General features: G+C 44.0%; 14 protein-coding genes. 4 read left to right on the top strand and 10 right to left on the bottom strand.

The features are described from left to right. Together F6K52_RS16465 and F6K52_RS16460 are read right to left on the bottom strand one after the other, a co-directional pair. Window positions 1–258, bottom strand: a 258-nt coding sequence (locus F6K52_RS16465) for a 4-alpha-glucanotransferase (protein WP_293079432.1), incomplete at its 3' end; no start/stop codon positions are given. 243 nt (window positions 259–501) lie between these two features. Then, window positions 502–2859 carry an NACHT domain-containing NTPase gene (locus F6K52_RS16460; RefSeq protein WP_293079430.1) on the bottom strand — a complete coding sequence of 786 codons (2358 nt, stop codon included), beginning with the start codon at window positions 2857–2859 and terminating at the stop codon, window positions 502–504. Between the two features lie 688 nt (window positions 2860–3547). Between F6K52_RS16460 and F6K52_RS16455 the strand changes: the two genes are divergently transcribed. Together F6K52_RS16455 and F6K52_RS16450 are read left to right on the top strand one after the other, a co-directional pair. Beyond that, window positions 3548–3877: a hypothetical protein gene (locus F6K52_RS16455; protein WP_293079428.1), complete on the top strand. Its 330-nt coding sequence runs from the start codon at window positions 3548–3550 to the stop codon at window positions 3875–3877. A gap of 48 nt (window positions 3878–3925) precedes the next feature. Then, entirely contained in the window at window positions 3926–4504 is a 579-nt protein-coding gene (locus tag F6K52_RS16450; RefSeq protein ID WP_293079426.1) for a hypothetical protein, read from the top strand. Between the two features lie 174 nt (window positions 4505–4678). On the opposite strand, the gene F6K52_RS16445 is transcribed toward F6K52_RS16450, so the two are convergent. The 3 genes from F6K52_RS16445 to iscB all read right to left on the bottom strand — a co-directional run bounded on the left by F6K52_RS16445 (window position 4679) and on the right by iscB (window position 7924). Continuing rightward, a complete protein-coding gene (locus F6K52_RS16445) occupies window positions 4679–5512 on the bottom strand; it encodes a hypothetical protein (protein WP_293079424.1) in 834 nt (277 codons plus the stop codon). A gap of 204 nt (window positions 5513–5716) precedes the next feature. Further along, complete coding sequence (locus tag F6K52_RS16440) at window positions 5717–6517, bottom strand: type 1 glutamine amidotransferase (protein ID WP_293079422.1); 801 nt, start codon at window positions 6515–6517, stop codon at window positions 5717–5719. Window positions 6518–6625: 108 nt separating this feature from the next. Beyond that, window positions 6626–7924, bottom strand: a complete 1299-nt coding sequence (gene iscB, locus F6K52_RS16435; RefSeq protein ID WP_293079420.1) for an RNA-guided endonuclease IscB — start codon at window positions 7922–7924, stop codon at window positions 6626–6628. Window positions 7925–8282: 358 nt separating this feature from the next. On the opposite strand from iscB, the gene F6K52_RS16430 reads away from it, so the two are divergent. Both F6K52_RS16430 and lgt read left to right on the top strand, forming a co-directional pair. Next, window positions 8283–8501 carry a hypothetical protein gene (locus F6K52_RS16430; RefSeq protein ID WP_293079418.1) on the top strand — a complete coding sequence of 73 codons (219 nt, stop codon included), beginning with the start codon at window positions 8283–8285 and terminating at the stop codon, window positions 8499–8501. Window positions 8502–8676: 175 nt separating this feature from the next. Next, the gene (lgt, locus tag F6K52_RS16425; RefSeq protein ID WP_293079436.1) at window positions 8677–9555 is read left to right on the top strand and encodes a prolipoprotein diacylglyceryl transferase; all 879 of its coding nucleotides are present in this window, start codon (window positions 8677–8679) and stop codon (window positions 9553–9555) included. Between the two features lie 154 nt (window positions 9556–9709). On the opposite strand, the gene proX is transcribed toward lgt, so the two are convergent. From proX to F6K52_RS16400, 5 genes are all read right to left on the bottom strand, one after another. Further along, window positions 9710–11743: a glycine betaine/L-proline ABC transporter substrate-binding protein ProX gene (gene proX, locus F6K52_RS16420; protein ID WP_293079416.1), complete on the bottom strand. Its 2034-nt coding sequence runs from the start codon at window positions 11741–11743 to the stop codon at window positions 9710–9712. A gap of 135 nt (window positions 11744–11878) precedes the next feature. Further along, a complete protein-coding gene (locus tag F6K52_RS16415; protein ID WP_293079414.1) occupies window positions 11879–13105 on the bottom strand; it encodes a glycine betaine/L-proline ABC transporter ATP-binding protein in 1227 nt (408 codons plus the stop codon). A 123-nt stretch (window positions 13106–13228) separates the two neighbouring features. Next, window positions 13229–13903, bottom strand: a complete 675-nt coding sequence (locus F6K52_RS16410; protein ID WP_293079434.1) for a Uma2 family endonuclease — start codon at window positions 13901–13903, stop codon at window positions 13229–13231. A gap of 574 nt (window positions 13904–14477) precedes the next feature. Next, a complete protein-coding gene (locus tag F6K52_RS16405) occupies window positions 14478–15278 on the bottom strand; it encodes a Uma2 family endonuclease (RefSeq protein ID WP_293079412.1) in 801 nt (266 codons plus the stop codon). A 4-nt stretch (window positions 15279–15282) separates the two neighbouring features. Next, complete coding sequence (locus tag F6K52_RS16400; RefSeq protein ID WP_293079410.1) at window positions 15283–17229, bottom strand: iron uptake porin; 1947 nt, start codon at window positions 17227–17229, stop codon at window positions 15283–15285. Between the last annotated feature and the right edge of the window lie 203 nt (window positions 17230–17432).

Raw genomic sequence — 17432 nt, 5'->3', positions numbered from 1 at the left:
TTCATCCTTGAGCAGTCCCTGCTTTTGCAATTGTTCTGGACTAATGAGCAGGGGATTGCCTGCCATGGCTGAGTAAGAGCCATAGGGAGAGTTCCCATACCCAATCGGACCAAGGGGCAAGATTTGCCAGTATTGCTGGGCGCTTTGTGCCAAAAAGTCAATGAATTGATAAGCCTGTAAACCTAAGTCACCAATACCAAAGGGACTGGGTAGGGATGTCGGATGGAGCAAAAGACCACTAGATCTTGGAAAAGGCATAAAAAAGCGATCAACAATAGTAAGTAAGCCTTACGGCATTATCACCGTAGCATGGGTCAAAAAGGTTTAAGGGTTACGGGTTTAACGCGCACCCGTGGCCAAACGCGCCCCGCGTGGCCTTTTGGTCAAGGCCAAGGCCAAAGTTGTTCGCCCAAGGCAATTGGGTTTAGGGTAGGTTAAAGGGTGAAGGGGTGAGAAGCTACTTTTCACCCCTTCAGGTCAAAATCGACCGTGAGGGATCAATTACGAGTGGCACAGCGGCAACAACAACGTATCTTCTATTTCTTTGCGCACCGTCAGACTTAGCTGACAATTACTATTGAGGCACTCTACTAGCAAGTGATTAGCACGGCTAAACTGCTCTAACCAATCTTGGCATGTCTTGCTCAAATGCCATTGGTGACCAATATTGCGATGCTCTATCATCAAGGCTCTTAATTGTGATACCCATTCCGAACCATGACTTTGCCACCATTCTTGAATACTATCTCGGTCGTCATCATCTAGGTCAGGTAGCTGATTTTTAAGCTTCTCTAGATAGTCTCCTATAGACTCAATCCCAGTCAGGTGATTCAAGTCAAGGGCAAGGTAAAGAGCACTGAGTCGGTCGTAAACTAGTTCTGGTGTCATAGCTTGGGCAACAACTAAAGCATGATCTAAGGCTAAATCTAGGGCAAGTTCACTACCCAACTCCCCTCCTAGTCTGTGATCAATAGCCAAAGCTAAGGCTTGATTCCGGGAAAGAGGATGGCTAGGAGGAAGGGCAAGGGTCATGTAAAACGCACGCACTGCTGCTGGCTTGTAAGGAGTATAGATATCGAGGGATTTGCTCTCGATCCAGTTCAAGAACTTTGTCAAGTTATCATCTAAAGCCATAGCGCCTGGTGTCAGTTTGACTGAGTCAAACACCATTTCTGCACAAACTGACCGATTAACCTGTTGCTTGATCAGCAACAATAGTTCATCAGCATCTGGCAACATCTGTGCTGTGAGTAAAAATACTTCCCGCCAACGTTTCTCCTGTAGGTGTTGGACTAGCTGTGACAAAGACATCCCAGTGCCGATCACAATCGCTCTGGCGGTAAAATACTCTTGAAATGTCAGATGAGAGAATGAGTAAATTCTTCGTGCCCGCTCTACCAATAGTCCATGCTGCACCTCGATAGATTTGAGTACTGCTAAACTATCTAATTCTAGAGCTGACTGATTGCTTTGAGTTGCTGGTAATTTCCCTAAATAATCAGCAATTAATTGTTGCAGCCGAATTTCTTCAAAAAAATACTCCCCTTGCTCAAAGGTAATAACTGCTAATTGAGAAAGTAATTCTAGCTTGTGGGGCAAGGATAAATTACGATAAATATCATCTCGCTTAACACCCCGGGCTTCATCCCAGCGAATCAGCAGTAAGTCTAGTCCTTGCTGGTAAAGATCAGAGCGTTTCACAGGAAAGTCTGCTTTGGTTTGAAATACCAGACAGGCTAGATTCAGCAAGACTGGTGTTGTTGCTAGTTCTCTAATTTGCTGATTTTCTGGCAGCTTCATCTGCTCGATAAACAGAGATGCTTTCTCCAAACCTGATTCTGGGTCATTCCTTGCTACCGCCACAAACCACTTTTTAGCAAAGTGTTGAATTTGTACTGGTTTGAAGTCAGCAATCTCAACTTCAGTAAATCCCTGAAATCGATACTGTTGAGCTGCAATGCGACATGTGATGATCAGCTGATTTTTGTAATACTTTTCCGAAATCTTGCGGATTTGTTGAATAACTTGATTACTGGCAGTTTCCGGGACTTCATCCAAGCCATCCATTAAGATCAAGCCTCTGCCATAGCTGAGGATAGTTTCAATATCTTGTTCTGAAATACCACAACTTTGGAATTCTTGATTAATGTAGTTAAATAGGCTAAAACTACATTCAATCATAGCATCCTCGGCAAAGTTTTTCAATCGAATCAAAATCGGAACCCGATCCGATTGAAAATTTCCTTGATTGCACTGAATAGCCAGATATTGCAAAAAGGTGGTTTTCCCAGAGCCAGGTTTACCTAGCACCATCATTTTAGGATAGCGTTCTACCGCTTTCAGTCCTGGTATGCTTTCCCGGCGCACTTTCCCGATACCCAAGCGGTCAAATTCCTCCGCTGGGAAGCCTTGCAAATCGTCAATTTCCAACCATCGTTGACTAGTGATTTCTTCAAGAATATTCACATCTACGTAGATATGATCTAAGCTCACCGGTCGAGCAATATCCAATAGGCGCAGAGTGCCACACTGATTTTGAATTTTGTCATGGTAGTGCGATCGCATTTTGGTGACGATGGCATCAACTCTACTTTTGTCCTCAGCTGCTTTCTTTTCTGCATCTATCTGAGTATCTTCTGGTATTGCGACAATCTCTTCCATCTCCAAATCCAGATGAAAGCAGATTTCGCTAAAAACGCGGCGGTCAACTGGTTTACCGGCAAAAAACTTCCAAATCGGTTGGCGAGTTTCTATGCCGATTTCACCCGCAAAATATTCTTGTGTCCATCCCTTGCGTTCAAAAGCCTGTTTGGCTTTTTTGATGCCGTCTGGAGATGCCTGGAGAGATCGCTTTGCCATAGCTCAAGCTTAATTTACTGAAAAATCTTTCGATACTCACCTATAGATTTCCCGAAAAATAGGTCAAGAGCCACAACGAACGGATCAGAATGGGAAATTTTTGATCAGACGGGGTAATGGGGTGATGGGGTGATGACGCGATGAGGTGATGGGGTAAGAAGTATATGGAAATGCTCAATCATTTTTGAAAAATAACCCATAGTAAGATTGTTAGTTCTGTTCCTCCACTTCCGGAAAGCGCCTTAGGCAGTTTACTTGCCCATTGGAACGCGCACCTCTGAGGTTCCTCTCCCCCTTTTCTGGTGTTTCACAACTCAAATCGGATTGCTATATTTTCTTCTATCCCACTCTCCCAGTCTGACCGTTGATTGTGATCGGACTAAAGATGAGCTTAAGCGTGAGGCAATAAAATATCCATTGTCCCTGCCAGTCTTTTTCTTTTTCACCCTCTCCCATTTCTACTTAGTAATTGGTATACATCAACTCAAACACAACAAAAACGCGATCGCAAACATGGAAACTTCATCCTGAAACTATAGCATCAATTCAGTAATTTTCCGTACACTTTAGGCATTATGTGAAGAGGACTCTGAACCATGACTAACGGTATGATAACGACCGTATTTGATTACTGACTTGGTGTCCTAGTAAGCCTTATTTCTAGATCTCAATCAACTTAACTCTACTTATGAACCATCGTTATTGGAGAACCTTTATCGAAGCAGCTGCTGTCACTACCTGCCTGATGTTTGTCAATGGTATTCCCCCAATGACTGAAAATTTTATCTCTGGAACCCTTATGAATAATAAGTTTTTCCAGAATTATAAGGATGGCGTTAAAGAAGTAGTTGCTCAACAATCTACTTACCCCTTGAATACTTTATCACTATCATTCTTAGGGAGCGTAGATAACTTACCTGAAACTTTATGGCATGTCAAGTTTCACCAATTAACAGCATCAACGGTGACGGAGGAATATTTCATTGATTCTGCCTTAAGCTTAGGTAGTTTTCAATGATGCTATTCATAGGTTTATTAGACTATAAATAGATGATCAGGAGTTAAAATGTTACAAGTGTGTCTACAGCAATCCTGGCCCCAGGATAAACCAATTAGCAAAATTGTATTTCCTGCAATCTTACCAAGCAGCTTGGGAAATTTTGCCACCTTATGCTTGATGCTATCCCCACAGGAAATTCAGTATTATCTATTCAGCAAGCCCCACAGTCAATTTATCTTCATCAATTCGCCTCATCCCATGCTACTATGGGTTACTGCACTTCAGTCTACAGAAAACGACTCTCGGTTACTCCCTTGCTATCTAGACTTGAAAACCTCGAAAGTTCAGACTATTACTCGTTGCTTAGCAGATAAAGGCTTCTATCGACTACTGTTGTTTTCCACTGAAGAACCACAACGCTGTAACCAGGTAATAACCGTAACACTTACACCCCAACAATGCCAGATGTTACAAGAGTCTGCTAATACTGGTCAAGCCTCACAACCTATAGCTCAACCTATAGTCAGCAGACGCATACTAAAGATCAAATTTGAACAACTCAAATCCCAAGTGTCGAATAAATTGGATTCTCTGGACAGGTTTAATTACCCAACCCAGGCAGAACTTGCTCATTCCATTTCCTAGTTCCCAGCTTCTTCTAACCTTAGGTATGATGAGGTCATTGCTAGTAAGATATAATTGTCCTTTGAATACTTATCATTGTGCTAAACTGGCTGATTAGTCATTAGTTATTCGGTACAGATCACAAAGAACAAATTACTAATGACTAATTAAAATTTATTCACGTTCGAGATTTTCCTAATTGTTCACAATTGGCAAGAACTCCTTTCTCTGTGATGAATATTCCCAGGCAATTCCGTCTGGATCTTTACTTTGACTCCATTGTGAAAAGTCTGCATCAGATTTACGTTTACCAACTGTGCTGGAATGAACATCCAGTCGCTTGGCTAATTCGGCTTGGATCAGAGGTTGATAAACTTTCTTATCTTGCTTCTTTTTGACCCGTTTTTTTTGATCACCTGAAGCGTCACCAGTCAAGGCAGCTAGTTTTGAGGCAACAGATTCTTGTGATCTTGGAGTTTCTAGCAATTTTGGGATGTCACTGCTAGAGAACTCATCTTTTTGGAGCTGTAGTTCCAAAGACGGGGTTGCTTGACTGGTATTGGATTCACTCTCAGGCTCCAAGGAGGATTCACTCTCAGGCTCCAAGGAGGATTCACTCTCAGGCTCCAAGGATGGTTCACTCTCATCAAAGATACTACCGAGAGCGCTAGCGGTCAGAAAGTAATAAACAGTGCCTTTGTCATCATAGGTTTGACTCTGAGCTCCAAACTCCTGTGCCTTTTTGTCTAAATACTGTTTGGCTGCAGTTCCAGAAATATCGGCTTTGATCGACAAGTCAATGGGTGTCAGACAGCCTTGGTTATCTTTAATCAGTTGATTGAAGAAGGGATTAACTTTCCGAGTCCACTTCTGCCATTGATATTGCTGCCAAAGCCTGATGATGATAATCAGGGTAAACATGGCCAGTACTATTGGCCATGCCTTTAGCAACAGAACCATCACCAATGCGAAGGGGATGATCAGAATGAGAATTCCAGTGGCACTGCTATCGATTACTTTTCCAGTCATATCCCTGTTGACGGATTTACTTGACCAACTCCCTCGCTCAACTGCTTGGGAGGGGGTATAGTTAATAGTTTATTCGTTTACGAGGCATTGATGGGCTATCCACTCAAGTCACCGACTGTGGATGATTAGTAATGGGTAAACATTTCTACCATTACTGATGCCCTATTCCCCGTAAGAGTCACTACTTGTTCCTAGTAGTCCTAGTCAACTCAGGTTAGTTAGGGAAAGACGTTTAAACATCGCCACCCTTGCCTTGGTTGCTAAGGTATCATCCAGTGGTTCTAAGGACACTGGTATATGATACTTTTGCTTGAGGGCAGTTTGGATCAGCCAATCAGCAAGAAAGGGGTTTTTCGGTAACAGCGGACCGTGGGAGTAGGTTGCGATCGCGTTTCGATAAAATGCTCCTTCTGTACCATCTTCCCCATTGTTACCATATCCTTTGACCACTTGAGCTAGGGGTTCGACATTACCTAAATAGGTGCGACCACCATGATTTTCAAACCCAATCACTACTGGATTTTTCCCGAGCATAGCCTTTAAGTCTTGGGCTAGGGGTGATGCAGTAATCTCAAATACCACATTACCAATGCAACGGCGAGCATCTACGCCAGGATGCTTGCTGACCAAATCCAGCAACCCTAAGCCCTGAATCCGCTTACCTAGAGCTGGTTCATAGTAGTGACCTAGCAATTGAGGTGAGCCACAGGTAAATACCCCTGGTGTACCTCCTTCAATTTTTTCTTGTAGGGCATTGGCTTTGCTACCTTGTAAGTCTCGCATAACAATTTCTTGCTGTCTATCTTGAGCACCACCACCCATTAAGATATCGACTTTATAGAATTGCTCAGTAGGAGTCTGCTGATCGAGGGGGATTACATTGACTCTAATGCCTCGCCACTGGGTTCGTTGTTGTAAGCAGATGACATTACCGCGATCGCCGTAGGTACTCATTAGGGTAGGGTAAAGCCAGCCTATAGTTAATTCTAGTTGTTCGGAATTCATCAAAAAAATAGGGGTTGGTAAGGGGAGGGACGGAAACCCCTGTCATTCATGCATGGGGAGGAGTCGCTCCCCTTACATAAACAGCAGCTTGACAGAGATTCTTTTGAATTAGAAACTATAAGAGTATCCATCTTTCCGGTGTACAATGCTGCAATATTTATGACTAATTCCTTGAACCAGTTCGTGTTTAGTGGAGATATTGAATGAACCGGTTTTTCGAGTAGCTATTCTACCTGTGTAGGTTCCAATTTTTTTGCCTTTGGTTACAACGGCTTTGGCAATATCTCCAGTCTGAAACCCTTTGACAAACTTAAACCTTGGTACATAACGAGTGGGAAAGCAAAACTTGTTCGTTCTGCACATCTGACGAGTACCATGTCCTTTAGCTGAAATCAACAAGGGCTGATAACTTTCGATGTACAAAGTATCGACTTCTCCAACATTCGCGGCATCTAACCAGTGTGTTTTTGGAAGGTTCTGCCGACATCGATTGTACTTAGTTAATCCACCTGACCCTGTTTCAATGGGCAAACCTAAGGCTTTTAATTCGTTATACAACTTCCATTCGCCGTTGGCGACGCTACGCGAACGAGTTGAGTTGACGGCTGCCGCATCGACTAAAGGTCGTTTGGCTTGAGAAAGAATACGCTTTAGAACATCAGGTTTACCAGATAAAAACTGTTCGATTTCCTGATTACCTTTGATTTGATTGCACTTCCTACAAGCAATTGCTAGGTTACTTAATCGGTCAGAACCGCCCTTTGATTTAGGTTTGATGTGTTCGACCTCTAGTTGAGTATCACTCACACCACAGTAAGCACATTTACGATTCCATTTGGAAAGTAGATATTCTCTAACTTCATATCCGTAGAGTGTGCCCTGCTGATACTCTGTGCCAGAAATCTCAGGGTTTTCCATCTTCTGAGTATCGAACCTAACTAATTCCTGAGAAATGCCAGTTATCGGACAAAATCGAGTAAGTTTTTTTACCCATGTGAGAATATTATAGACTCTCGACATTAGACTGGGAGCTAACCACCCATCAGGACGTTTACGGTTAAGAAACCGTGGCTGTCGATAACGAGTTTTGCGGTTTCTACGAGAACGTCTCAACTTTCTACGTGAGGTTAAACCATCTCGAATTTGAAGACCTCTGTGGGTTAGTTCCGCACCCCAAACAACCACCTTTTCTTGAATAATTGCTAAACCTGTCGTTTGAGAACCAGGGTCAAGTTTGATCTGATGATTATGTGTTACACATTCCAATTCCTCCAAATCGCGCATCATGATTGTGAACGGGTATCTCCTAAAGACCTTAGCCCTTCCTTGTTTGAGCAAGATTCTAGCTCTAGCAGGCTGGCATGGGTCTAAAGGTTTTTTGTTTTTATCAAGTACAAAAACTCGCATAATGTGAGTATTCTCCTATTGCTAGGGTAAAGTTCGCTGAGTGCTTCGCACACGCTTGCGCGAACGCCAATGTTATCAGTCGGTACTTTCCAGATTGCACTTCCTTAACCTGATAAAGATGTTTAACAATCCGGTTCTAGAGCTTGAAACTAGCGTCGCATTTCAAGGTAGGAACTTCAACTCTTGGTGATAACGTAGTCCCTGACGGGACTTGGGCTGGTCAGGTAATGATTCACAAGCCCCCGGATTTATCCGTGCGGTTTGCTACTCCCAGGCTCCTGACCTTGGGTTGAAGGTGATTTGGTTGTTCGCCTTATACTGTCTGCTGAGCAGTTATGGGAGAAGCTGATCCAAGCTTTTGCTTCGCACCATTGCACTCCAGATTAGAGAATGCTACAGAGCTGGTCAAGTAATAAAAGTTGACCAGCGATGCAGTGGCCTGACGGGGGTTTCCCAACTCGCGTTTTGCATGGCTGACAAAGTGCGATACCTCGACCAAGCACTTGATCAGGATATTTCTATCACGATTAAACCCCATCATCCCATCCTCTCATCACCCCATTATCAATTGATCTAGTTTTGTGATCACTTATAGCACTACGCATTCAAATTAGGACATTTCTAAACTTCGAAACTTAGTCATAGCTGACTTCTGACTTCTGACTTCTGACTTCTGACTTGCGCGTAGCGCTATAACTGATGCTCTAGGAGACTACAATGAAATTTGTGGTTTGCTGCCTATGGATAAATCAATGCTGCAAGCAATCTCTGCTCTAACCCTAGGGTTCCAATTTGCTTCTCCTGGGCCAATAATCGTTGAACTCGGACCCGTAACAATCCGCTGGTATGGACTATTGATTGCCTCAGCAGTGTTAATTGGAGTTAGCCTTTCCCAATACCTAGCCAAGAGTCGTAACGTTAACCCAGATTTGTTGGGCGACTTGGCTATCTGGCTGGTGATTTCTGCGATTCCTGGTGCCAGACTTTACTATGTCTTGTTTCAGTGGGAACAATACGCCCAGCGTCCAGACCAAATTATTGCGATTTGGAATGGTGGGATTGCCATTCATGGCGCTATCTTGGGTGGTATCTTAGCTGCAACAATTTTTGCCCGCCTCAATAAACTGTCTGTCTGGCTGTTAGTTGATCTAGTAGTTCCTTCTCTGATATTAGGTCAAGCAATCGGACGTTGGGGTAATTTCTTTAATTCCGAAGCCTTTGGGGCTCCCACGGATTTGCCTTGGAAATTGTATATTCCACCACTACAGCGTCCCCTAGGGTTTCAGAATTTTGACTATTTCCATCCCACCTTTCTGTATGAGTCTGTGTGGAACTTATTGGTCTTTGGGTTACTGATGACTCTGTTCTTTCGGGATTTACGCCGCAAACCCCATCTGAAGGTAGGGACGATGGCTCTAGTTTATATGGTTGCCTATAGTACTGGTCGCTTCTGGATTGAGGCATTGCGGATGGATAGTCTGATGTTCGGTCCATTACGCATGGCTCAAGTGGTCAGTTTGGTTGCGATCGCATTGGGAGTTGCTGGTTTAGGGTGGCTGTATTGGATGGGTCGGTCTTTGCCAGATGTTGTTCCAGTCGATAATCAGCAGTGGGATACGGTTTCTAAATAAAAAAAGCCCCAGAGTTTAGCTCTAGGACTTTACCAGGGTGCATCTACCACTTTCTATTTACTGGGTAGATCAGGTTAATCCGGACAATTTTGGAATATAGCAATCTGTTAGAAGTTGTGATAGTGGGAAGATCGCGCGTAAATTATAGGAAACCTCAAATTCCAGAAGTTGCTCCAACTTTGCTAGCTTCTTCAACCCAGCTATCAAACAACTTTTGATTCTTTTTAATCCATTCTTGGCTATGGCGACGGATATCTGCTGGGGTATCTTCCCCATTTTCCGCCCGTAGGCTTTCAGCATTAATATCCTCAATCGGCATCTTAAATCGCTCAAACAATTTTCTGGCTGCTGGGTTGGCTGCTATAAATTTTTTGTTGGCCACAAAGCGGATTCGATCCACTGCGAATCCGAGATTTTTACCGTTAATTGAAGTATGTTTTTCTGTCAACCCTTTCTGGGATTCTGGTAGATTGGTTTGGGCAACTTCTAGCCAAACCACATCATCACCTGGTTTTAATACCGTAGTCAGCCACAGGGGAGTCCAAGTGTAGTAAAGGATAGGTTTTCCTTGTTTGTAGCGAGCAATGGTATTGGCAATTAGGACACTATATTCTCCTTGGTCGTGTTCGATAGTATCCCTGAGCCCATAAGCATCTAAGTGATGCTCAATAACTAACTCACATCCCCAACCGGGAATACAACCAGCTAAATTTGCCTTACCATTTCCATCGAAATCAAAAAGTTTGGCAATTTTAGGGTCTTTGAGTTGCTCCAAATTGGTGATATTGTATTTTTCAGCAGTTTTTTTATCAATCTGATACCCTTGCAACAGATCAGAAACAATAACTCCAACTCGCTCTAATTTCTTGTCGCCACCATTTTTTTCAAAGAATCCTGTGTGCAGGTTTTCCCAGTGGCTAGCGCTAAAATCTAGGTCGTTATTACCCAAAGCGATGTGCCTGGTGGTTGGCTGGAGTTCTTTGGGTTTTTCAATCTCGTAACCGAGCTTTTCGAGAGCTGTGTTAACGATGTGTGTAGTGAATTGTGATTCTGGAGAATAACCATAGGTAGAGCGTACCTTCACCCCTTTCCCAGGTAGGGCTATTTCTGATGCAGTTAATTCGGTTGTAGGTTGGGGAATTTGTTCCCAGCCGATCAAACCCACAAGCAATGCCACTAAAACCATTGCAGCAACATTAGCCCCAGTTAGTGGTTTTTTTGTTAACCTCAAACGCACAAAACCAATGGGTCCTCGCTCTAGCCAAGGGATTTGGTTGTTGCCTTGACTCACCACTTGAGTGATCCGGTCGAGCATCACCGCAATCAGAACGATGCTTAATCCTCCCACAGCAGCTAGTCCGACATTCACCCGACCGAGACCTTGTAAGACCATCTGTCCCAATCCCCCGACACCAATCATAGAAGTCACCACGGACATCGATAGTGCTAATAGGATGGCTTGGTTGACTCCAGCTAGGATAGTTGGCATGGCTAGGGGAATTTGCACTTCCCAAAGCATTTGTCTTGGGGTTGAGCCAAATGCGATCGCAGCTTCGACAACTTCTGTTGATACTTGTCGGATGCCTAGGTTGGTCAGGCGAATCAGGGGGGGAACAGCAAAGACTAAAGTAGCGATTACTCCAGGTACTGCACCAATGCCAAACAGCATTACTACTGGGACAAGATAGACGAATGACGGCAGGGTTTGCATGGCATCAAGCAGGGGTCGCAGGAATTTCTCCACGCGATCGCTACTAGCACAAGCAATGCCAAGAGACATGCCAATCAGCACGCAAAAAACTACAGCTGTCACCACTAGCGCCAGGGTAGTCATGGCTTGTTCCCAAGCTCCAAAAAAGCCAATCAAGGTCAAGGCAATAAGGCTATAAATAGCAATTTTTCCCCCAGCAATTTGCCATACTATCAAAGCCAGAATAATCAGAAAAATTAGGGGAGGAATGGATAGGAACAGCGATTGTATCCCTTCCAGAGTCCAGGTAATGGGCAAGCTAATTGTTTGAAAGAAGGGACGGAAGTTGTCAACTAGGAAATTAACTACTGCGGTAACCCACTCGTCAAGAGGTAATGTATAAAGCTCAAAGGGATTCAAGATAATATCTAGACCGACTTGGCTTGTTGCGATATTATTAAGGGATAGAATTAAATAATTGAACACAATACTATTCAAAGCAACACTCTTCTAGTATAGATTGTCAATTTATCTAGATATTTCCTTTGTAAGCTATCAGCGAACACCGATTAGCGCACGCTACTTGAGGTGCTATCAGCGAACACCGATTAGCGCACGCTACTTGAGGTGCTATCAGCTGTTGTTGCTGTTGTTTTGGATAAGCTTTTTAGGTTTGCCAATACTAGCGATAAGATCAGACTGTTCCACCATTCCTTTGAATGTACCGTCAGTATCGACTACAGCAACAGGAAGTCCATCTCGGTAGAGGTGAAATATATCTTCTAGGTGGGTTAAAGCGTTGACTGTGGGGAAGTCTGTTTCCATCACTTCAGTAATGTCTTCACTGCCTTTTTGGAGGACTGCTTCGAGCCATTGTTTCTTGACAATTCCAACTGGTTTGCTGTGTTCATCGACAACATACATTTGTTGGAGGTGATGGTCTATCATCTGTTCTAGTCCAGCCTTAGCAGAGTTTTCTTTAAGAACTAAGGCAGGGGTTTGACGAGCAATTGACCCAGTTTTTAGGACTTGGGCGCGGTTAACATCTTGGATGAATGCACTGATGTAGTCATCAGCTGGTTGGTTAATCAGTTCTTCTGGTGTGCCAATTTGGACAATATAACCGTCTTTCATCACTGCTATGTGATCGCCCATCTTCAGGGCTTCTTGAATATCATGGCTGATAAATACAATGGTTTTGTGCAGCTCTGTTTGGAGTCGCAGTAATTCATCCTGCATGTCCCGCCGAATTAGGGGGTCGAGGGCGCTGAATGCCTCATCCATAAGTAAAATCTCGGCATCTGTGGCTAAAGCGCGGGCTAAACCTACCCGTTGACGCATCCCACCACTCAGAGAAGAAGGTAAATAATCCGCCCATTGGGATAAACCTACCACTTCTAAGGTTTCCAGGGCTTTTTTGCGGCGTTTGGCTTGATCTATCCCCCGGACTTTGAGACCATACCCTACATTTTCTGCAACTGTTTTGTGGGGAAATAATCCAAATCGCTGAAACACCATTGATACCTTGCTCTGGCGAATCTCTCGCATCCGCTTCTCATCAACATGGGCAATGTCTTCATCATCGATATAGATATTGCCGCTGGTGGGATTAATTAAGCGGTTAATACAGCGAGCTAGGGTAGATTTTCCGGAACCGGATAACCCCATGACCACAAACAATTCTCCTTGATTGACGGTCATAGAAACATCAGCAATGCCTAAGACTTGACCGGTTTTTTCTAAGATAGAATCCCTACTCCCACCTTGCCGAAATAGTTTGAGGGCAGCTTGGGGTTTTTCGCCATAAATTTTAATCAGATGTTCAATACGAATTTTGGGGTTTGAATTAATATTAGTCATTAGTAATTGTTGAAAATGGGAAAAGGTAATTTTAAAAAAATGATTCGTAAAAACCCCTATTTTATAACAGTTAATCAGCAGGCTTATTACTGACGCACTCAGGACTTTTTATGACCATTCACCTTAAATTTCATCTGGGTCAATCCCTGCCTGTCGCAGTCGTTCTGCTAATTTTTCAGCTCGTTGCTCAGCTACTTCAGCTCGTTGCTCAGCTGCTTCTTCTGGTAAGGGAACTAGATTCCCATCCCGGTCATAAAAGCGCAGCCATACTGCTGAGCTTTCCTCAATGGTTCCAGACCATTGTCCTAACCACAAGCCTAAGCGCTGACACCATAGCCACCCTTGTTCATTTGGGGTTAGCTCCTGGTAGCCATTGTGTATATCTAAATACCATCCTTGCAATGAATCTGGGTCAAAGGGTTGGTAGACAAAATAATTTGGAGTGCGGAAGGTCTGGCAGTAGATGTTCTTCTTTTTACCTATATCAACTTGCTTGGTGGAGGGGGACATCAGCTCGATTATTACATCTGGGTAGCGACCCTGTTCTTCCCATACTACCCAGCCCAGGCGTTCTCGGCTACCGTCTACATTCAAGACTACAAAGAAATCTGGCCCGCGAAAGTCCCGGTTTCGTGCTTGTTCACTGCTGAAGTAAACAAACATATTGCCCCCAACAAAGTAATCGTCTCGGTCAGCTAAAGCAACGCGCAGTGAACGGATCAGGGCGTTCATGGCTATGCGGTGGCGGTCACTCTCCAAAGGTTCTCCATCATCAAAAATTAAATCCGTTGGTGGCATGGGGGGCTCCCAATCCACACTATCGGTTGCAGTTGGGGATACTGCTTCGGTCTTGGTTATGCTGGTCACAAAAAATTTAGTGTCACGTTTGGAAGCCTGGTATCTAATCACTGGGAAAGAAAAACGCACTAAGAGCGCGGTGTTAACCGCTGATACGAAGGTCTTTCCCCAAGACTAGTATATCTGTTCTGTAAACCTGATGCGATCGGCGTTCGCGTTCGCGCAGCGTCGCCTACGGCGAAAGCGTGGCCAAAGGCCTCAGCCGCGCCAAAGGCGATCGCAATCCTAAATCCTTTGTCAAAAATACTTCCGTTGAAAATAGTGCTGAGTCCTCAATACAGAAACCAGAGTAAAAACTGTTACTGTTCACGATTGAACAATGTTTAAACTTCTAGTATAACTTTAATTAAAATACGGGATTTAAACATTATTTAGCAAGACTACATTGACAAACTTTTTGTTACTCTAAATCTGAAGAGATGTTGCAGTTATCAATTAGGCTTCTTATTTTTTATAAAATAAATTACTATTGCTGCAACACCGGGCAAACGAGCCGATTCAATAAACTTATGCCCTACAAAACCGTATCTGGATCAATTCCCCGTTCTTTTAATAGCGCTCTAAGACGTACCACTTCAGCTTCCGCCTTTTCAGCTCTTTCTTGTCCTGTCAGCAACAGATTACCTTCACTATCCCACCATCGCAGCCAGATTTGGGTTTGATTCTGGTAGCTTCCCGACCATTTTCCCAGTTCTACTTTTAACGGAGCAATCGGATAATGACCCCTTTCGTTCGGTGACATTTTCTGATAGAATCCATTTACGAGATTGTAGACTTCTAGTTCATTGTCCTTGATCACAAATATGGCGTAGTAGGGAATCCTCATCACTCGCTCGTAGACCCAGAATTTACCAGGACGCTGACCCTTTTTCTTATCCTTGGTCTGAGAGTTAACAGTTGCTAGCTGAGCCAGTGATGTTTTGTCCCGTTCCTCACTCCCATCCCTGCTTGCCAGTTCGATAGCAATCAGGGGTGGGATGTATTCTCTCCGAAGCACGTAGGAGCGACGAATCTGACCATCAAGCTTGGGGGGAACATCTGGAATATAGAACCAATCAGGAGCTTCGGCTCCTGTCTCTGGGGGGTCGGTTTCTCGCCAGTAGATGCCGCAATCTTGACCAATGATGTACTGACCATCAGGGTGAAGCTGTTGCAGTACTGAACCAATTGAATCGGTTAAGAGCAGAGTTTGGGGATGCTCTTGAAAGTTCTTCACAAAGGTGCCATCCGACTCTGGTAATTGGGTGTGGTCGGGAAAGGGTTGGGAAAAATCTTGGTTGGGAGTGAGGGTTTTCGGTTGACTATTTTGAACCATCCCACTAGAAATTAAACTGGGTTCGGACTACTCCAATCCCAATGGTATCATTTTCATCATTGTGTTCTGGATCGACAATTACCAAAACACCAGGAGTGATAAAGATTCTATCAGTGAGTGGGTAGCGATAAGACAGTTCAAGATGGTATGATACATCGCGATCGCGACGACCAGCAACTTCATTACTAGCTAGTCTTGGAGGCATGCCAACAATTAGATTCAACTGGCTGCCTAGTTTTCCGATGTCTGGGAAAGCAGCGGTAACTGCCCAGCTCCAAATGTCTGCATCTGATCCGGTTGACCCATCTAAACCATCGTTACGGGGTGAGGATTCTGCGATCGCATTGCTATAACCAACCCAACCCCCTAGGGTAAAGCGATCGCTAAATCGATAGCTAGTCGATACACCCAAGCTATTTGATGAGGTGGCTGTATTTGAGCCAAAGGGAGATTGAGCGAATTGGCTACCGAGGAACGATGCAGTATTGGGTTGAGGAGAGTAGTACCGGACATAGGTCAAGGCCATACCAAAGCGATCAGATGGAGTAAGGGTCACCTGAGCCAAAGCACCAAAGTCACCATTAAACAGTCCAAAGTCTGTATTAGAGGCAGAACCAGTATAATAGGCTGCTCCAGTAGCAAGCACGTCATTGAATTGATAGTAGATTGCAGTACCAGCACCAAAACCCAAGTCGTAGATGTAATTATTGAATCCAAAACTGGAAATGGAAAATGCTGGATTGAGGGTGGGAATCAAAGCAGTTGCTCCCTGACCTGCTGCTGCTATAGATACCAGACCTTTATTACCTAGGGGAAACCGATAGAACAGCTGGTTTAATCTCACATCATTGCCGGTATTAGTGGCAAAACCAAACCTTGTCATGGCTGTCCCCGTGAAACCAGTGCTAAAGTTACTGGTATTCCCTGCCCGAAGTCTAGTGCGCAAAAGGTCTCGACCAGTGAAACTGGTATCAAAGTTGAGAATTGCCCGGCCTCCCAACAGAGTATTAGTATCATCAAAATCTTCTGTTGGGCTTTGACCAGAAGGAACTGCTTTTTTTCCGCCAAAGCCAGTAGCTAGAGCAATATCTACACTCCCACGCAATATAGTAGTAGTCGAGAACTGATGGTCTTCGAGGAAAGTCACTCGCCCTTCCAAGTTATCGACCCGAGCCTGTACAGTAGCCAATTCATCACTGAACTCTTCTTGTAGCCTTTGCATTGCTGCTAAATCAGCTTCGGTTACCAAGTTTGCTGTTTTACCAATAATCATGGCATTCACCCGATTTAGGCAAAAATTCAAGCCAAACGCAAACTCGTAGCGAGTCAGAGCGCGGTTACCGCGATAGGTGTCATCCTCGTAACCAGTCAGGCATCTATAGCGCTTTAATAAAGACTGTAGTGCTTCGTAAGCCCAATCCGTAGGTTGGACATCAGACAGTTCATAAACTGGTGTTATCCGCCCCATTGGTGCATTATTCAAGGGGTCTGCCACACCTAAGTTTTGGGATATATCTAAACTATTATCTAGACTATTATCTAAACTATTGGAGTTAGTCTGAGTAGATGGGATGTCTAATAGTTTAGAAATCGGTGCTACCTGACCCATAGAGGGATTACTCACAGAGTCTGCCACCTCTAGGTCTGGCAGTGACTCCAGATTAGTCAAGCTAGCTGTCGATATCCCAGAATTAGAAATAGAGGTAGTAGTTTTAAATTGCAGTTCATGGTGGAATTGGTCTGTTAACTGAGGAGTTTTTGGGGGAGTTTTTAAGTACTCTCGCGCTAGATATTTCGGGCTGGGATTAAGATCTGACCAATCTGGTGATGGGTTAGGGTCTATAGCGGTCAAGGTTTCTGGTTCGCTCTCAGCCATGGCGGGGGTAATGGTTACCAAATGAACACCAAGTACTATCGGTGTCAGTGGTAATGCACCGCAAAAGTTTTTCACAATTCTCCTCACACAACAAAAATAAAGGGTAAAAGCTCGAAGGCTATACCACACCAATAACAGCGATACACGGATAGCAAAAGAAATGTATTCCTTTTGCCTTCTGTTGAATTTTGTCGTTCTATGGAACAACCCTGATGTTGTTATTCACAGCTTCGATGGCTCGGTTAGCAACATCTTCCGGTATCCGAGTGTACTGTAGA

The sequence above is a fragment of the Moorena sp. SIO3H5 genome, assembly GCF_010692395.1.
Taxonomy (GTDB): Bacteria; Cyanobacteriota; Cyanobacteriia; order Cyanobacteriales; family Coleofasciculaceae; genus Moorena.
Note: the sequence above shows the minus strand (reverse complement) of the source record. Positions and strands in the feature narration are given on the sequence as shown.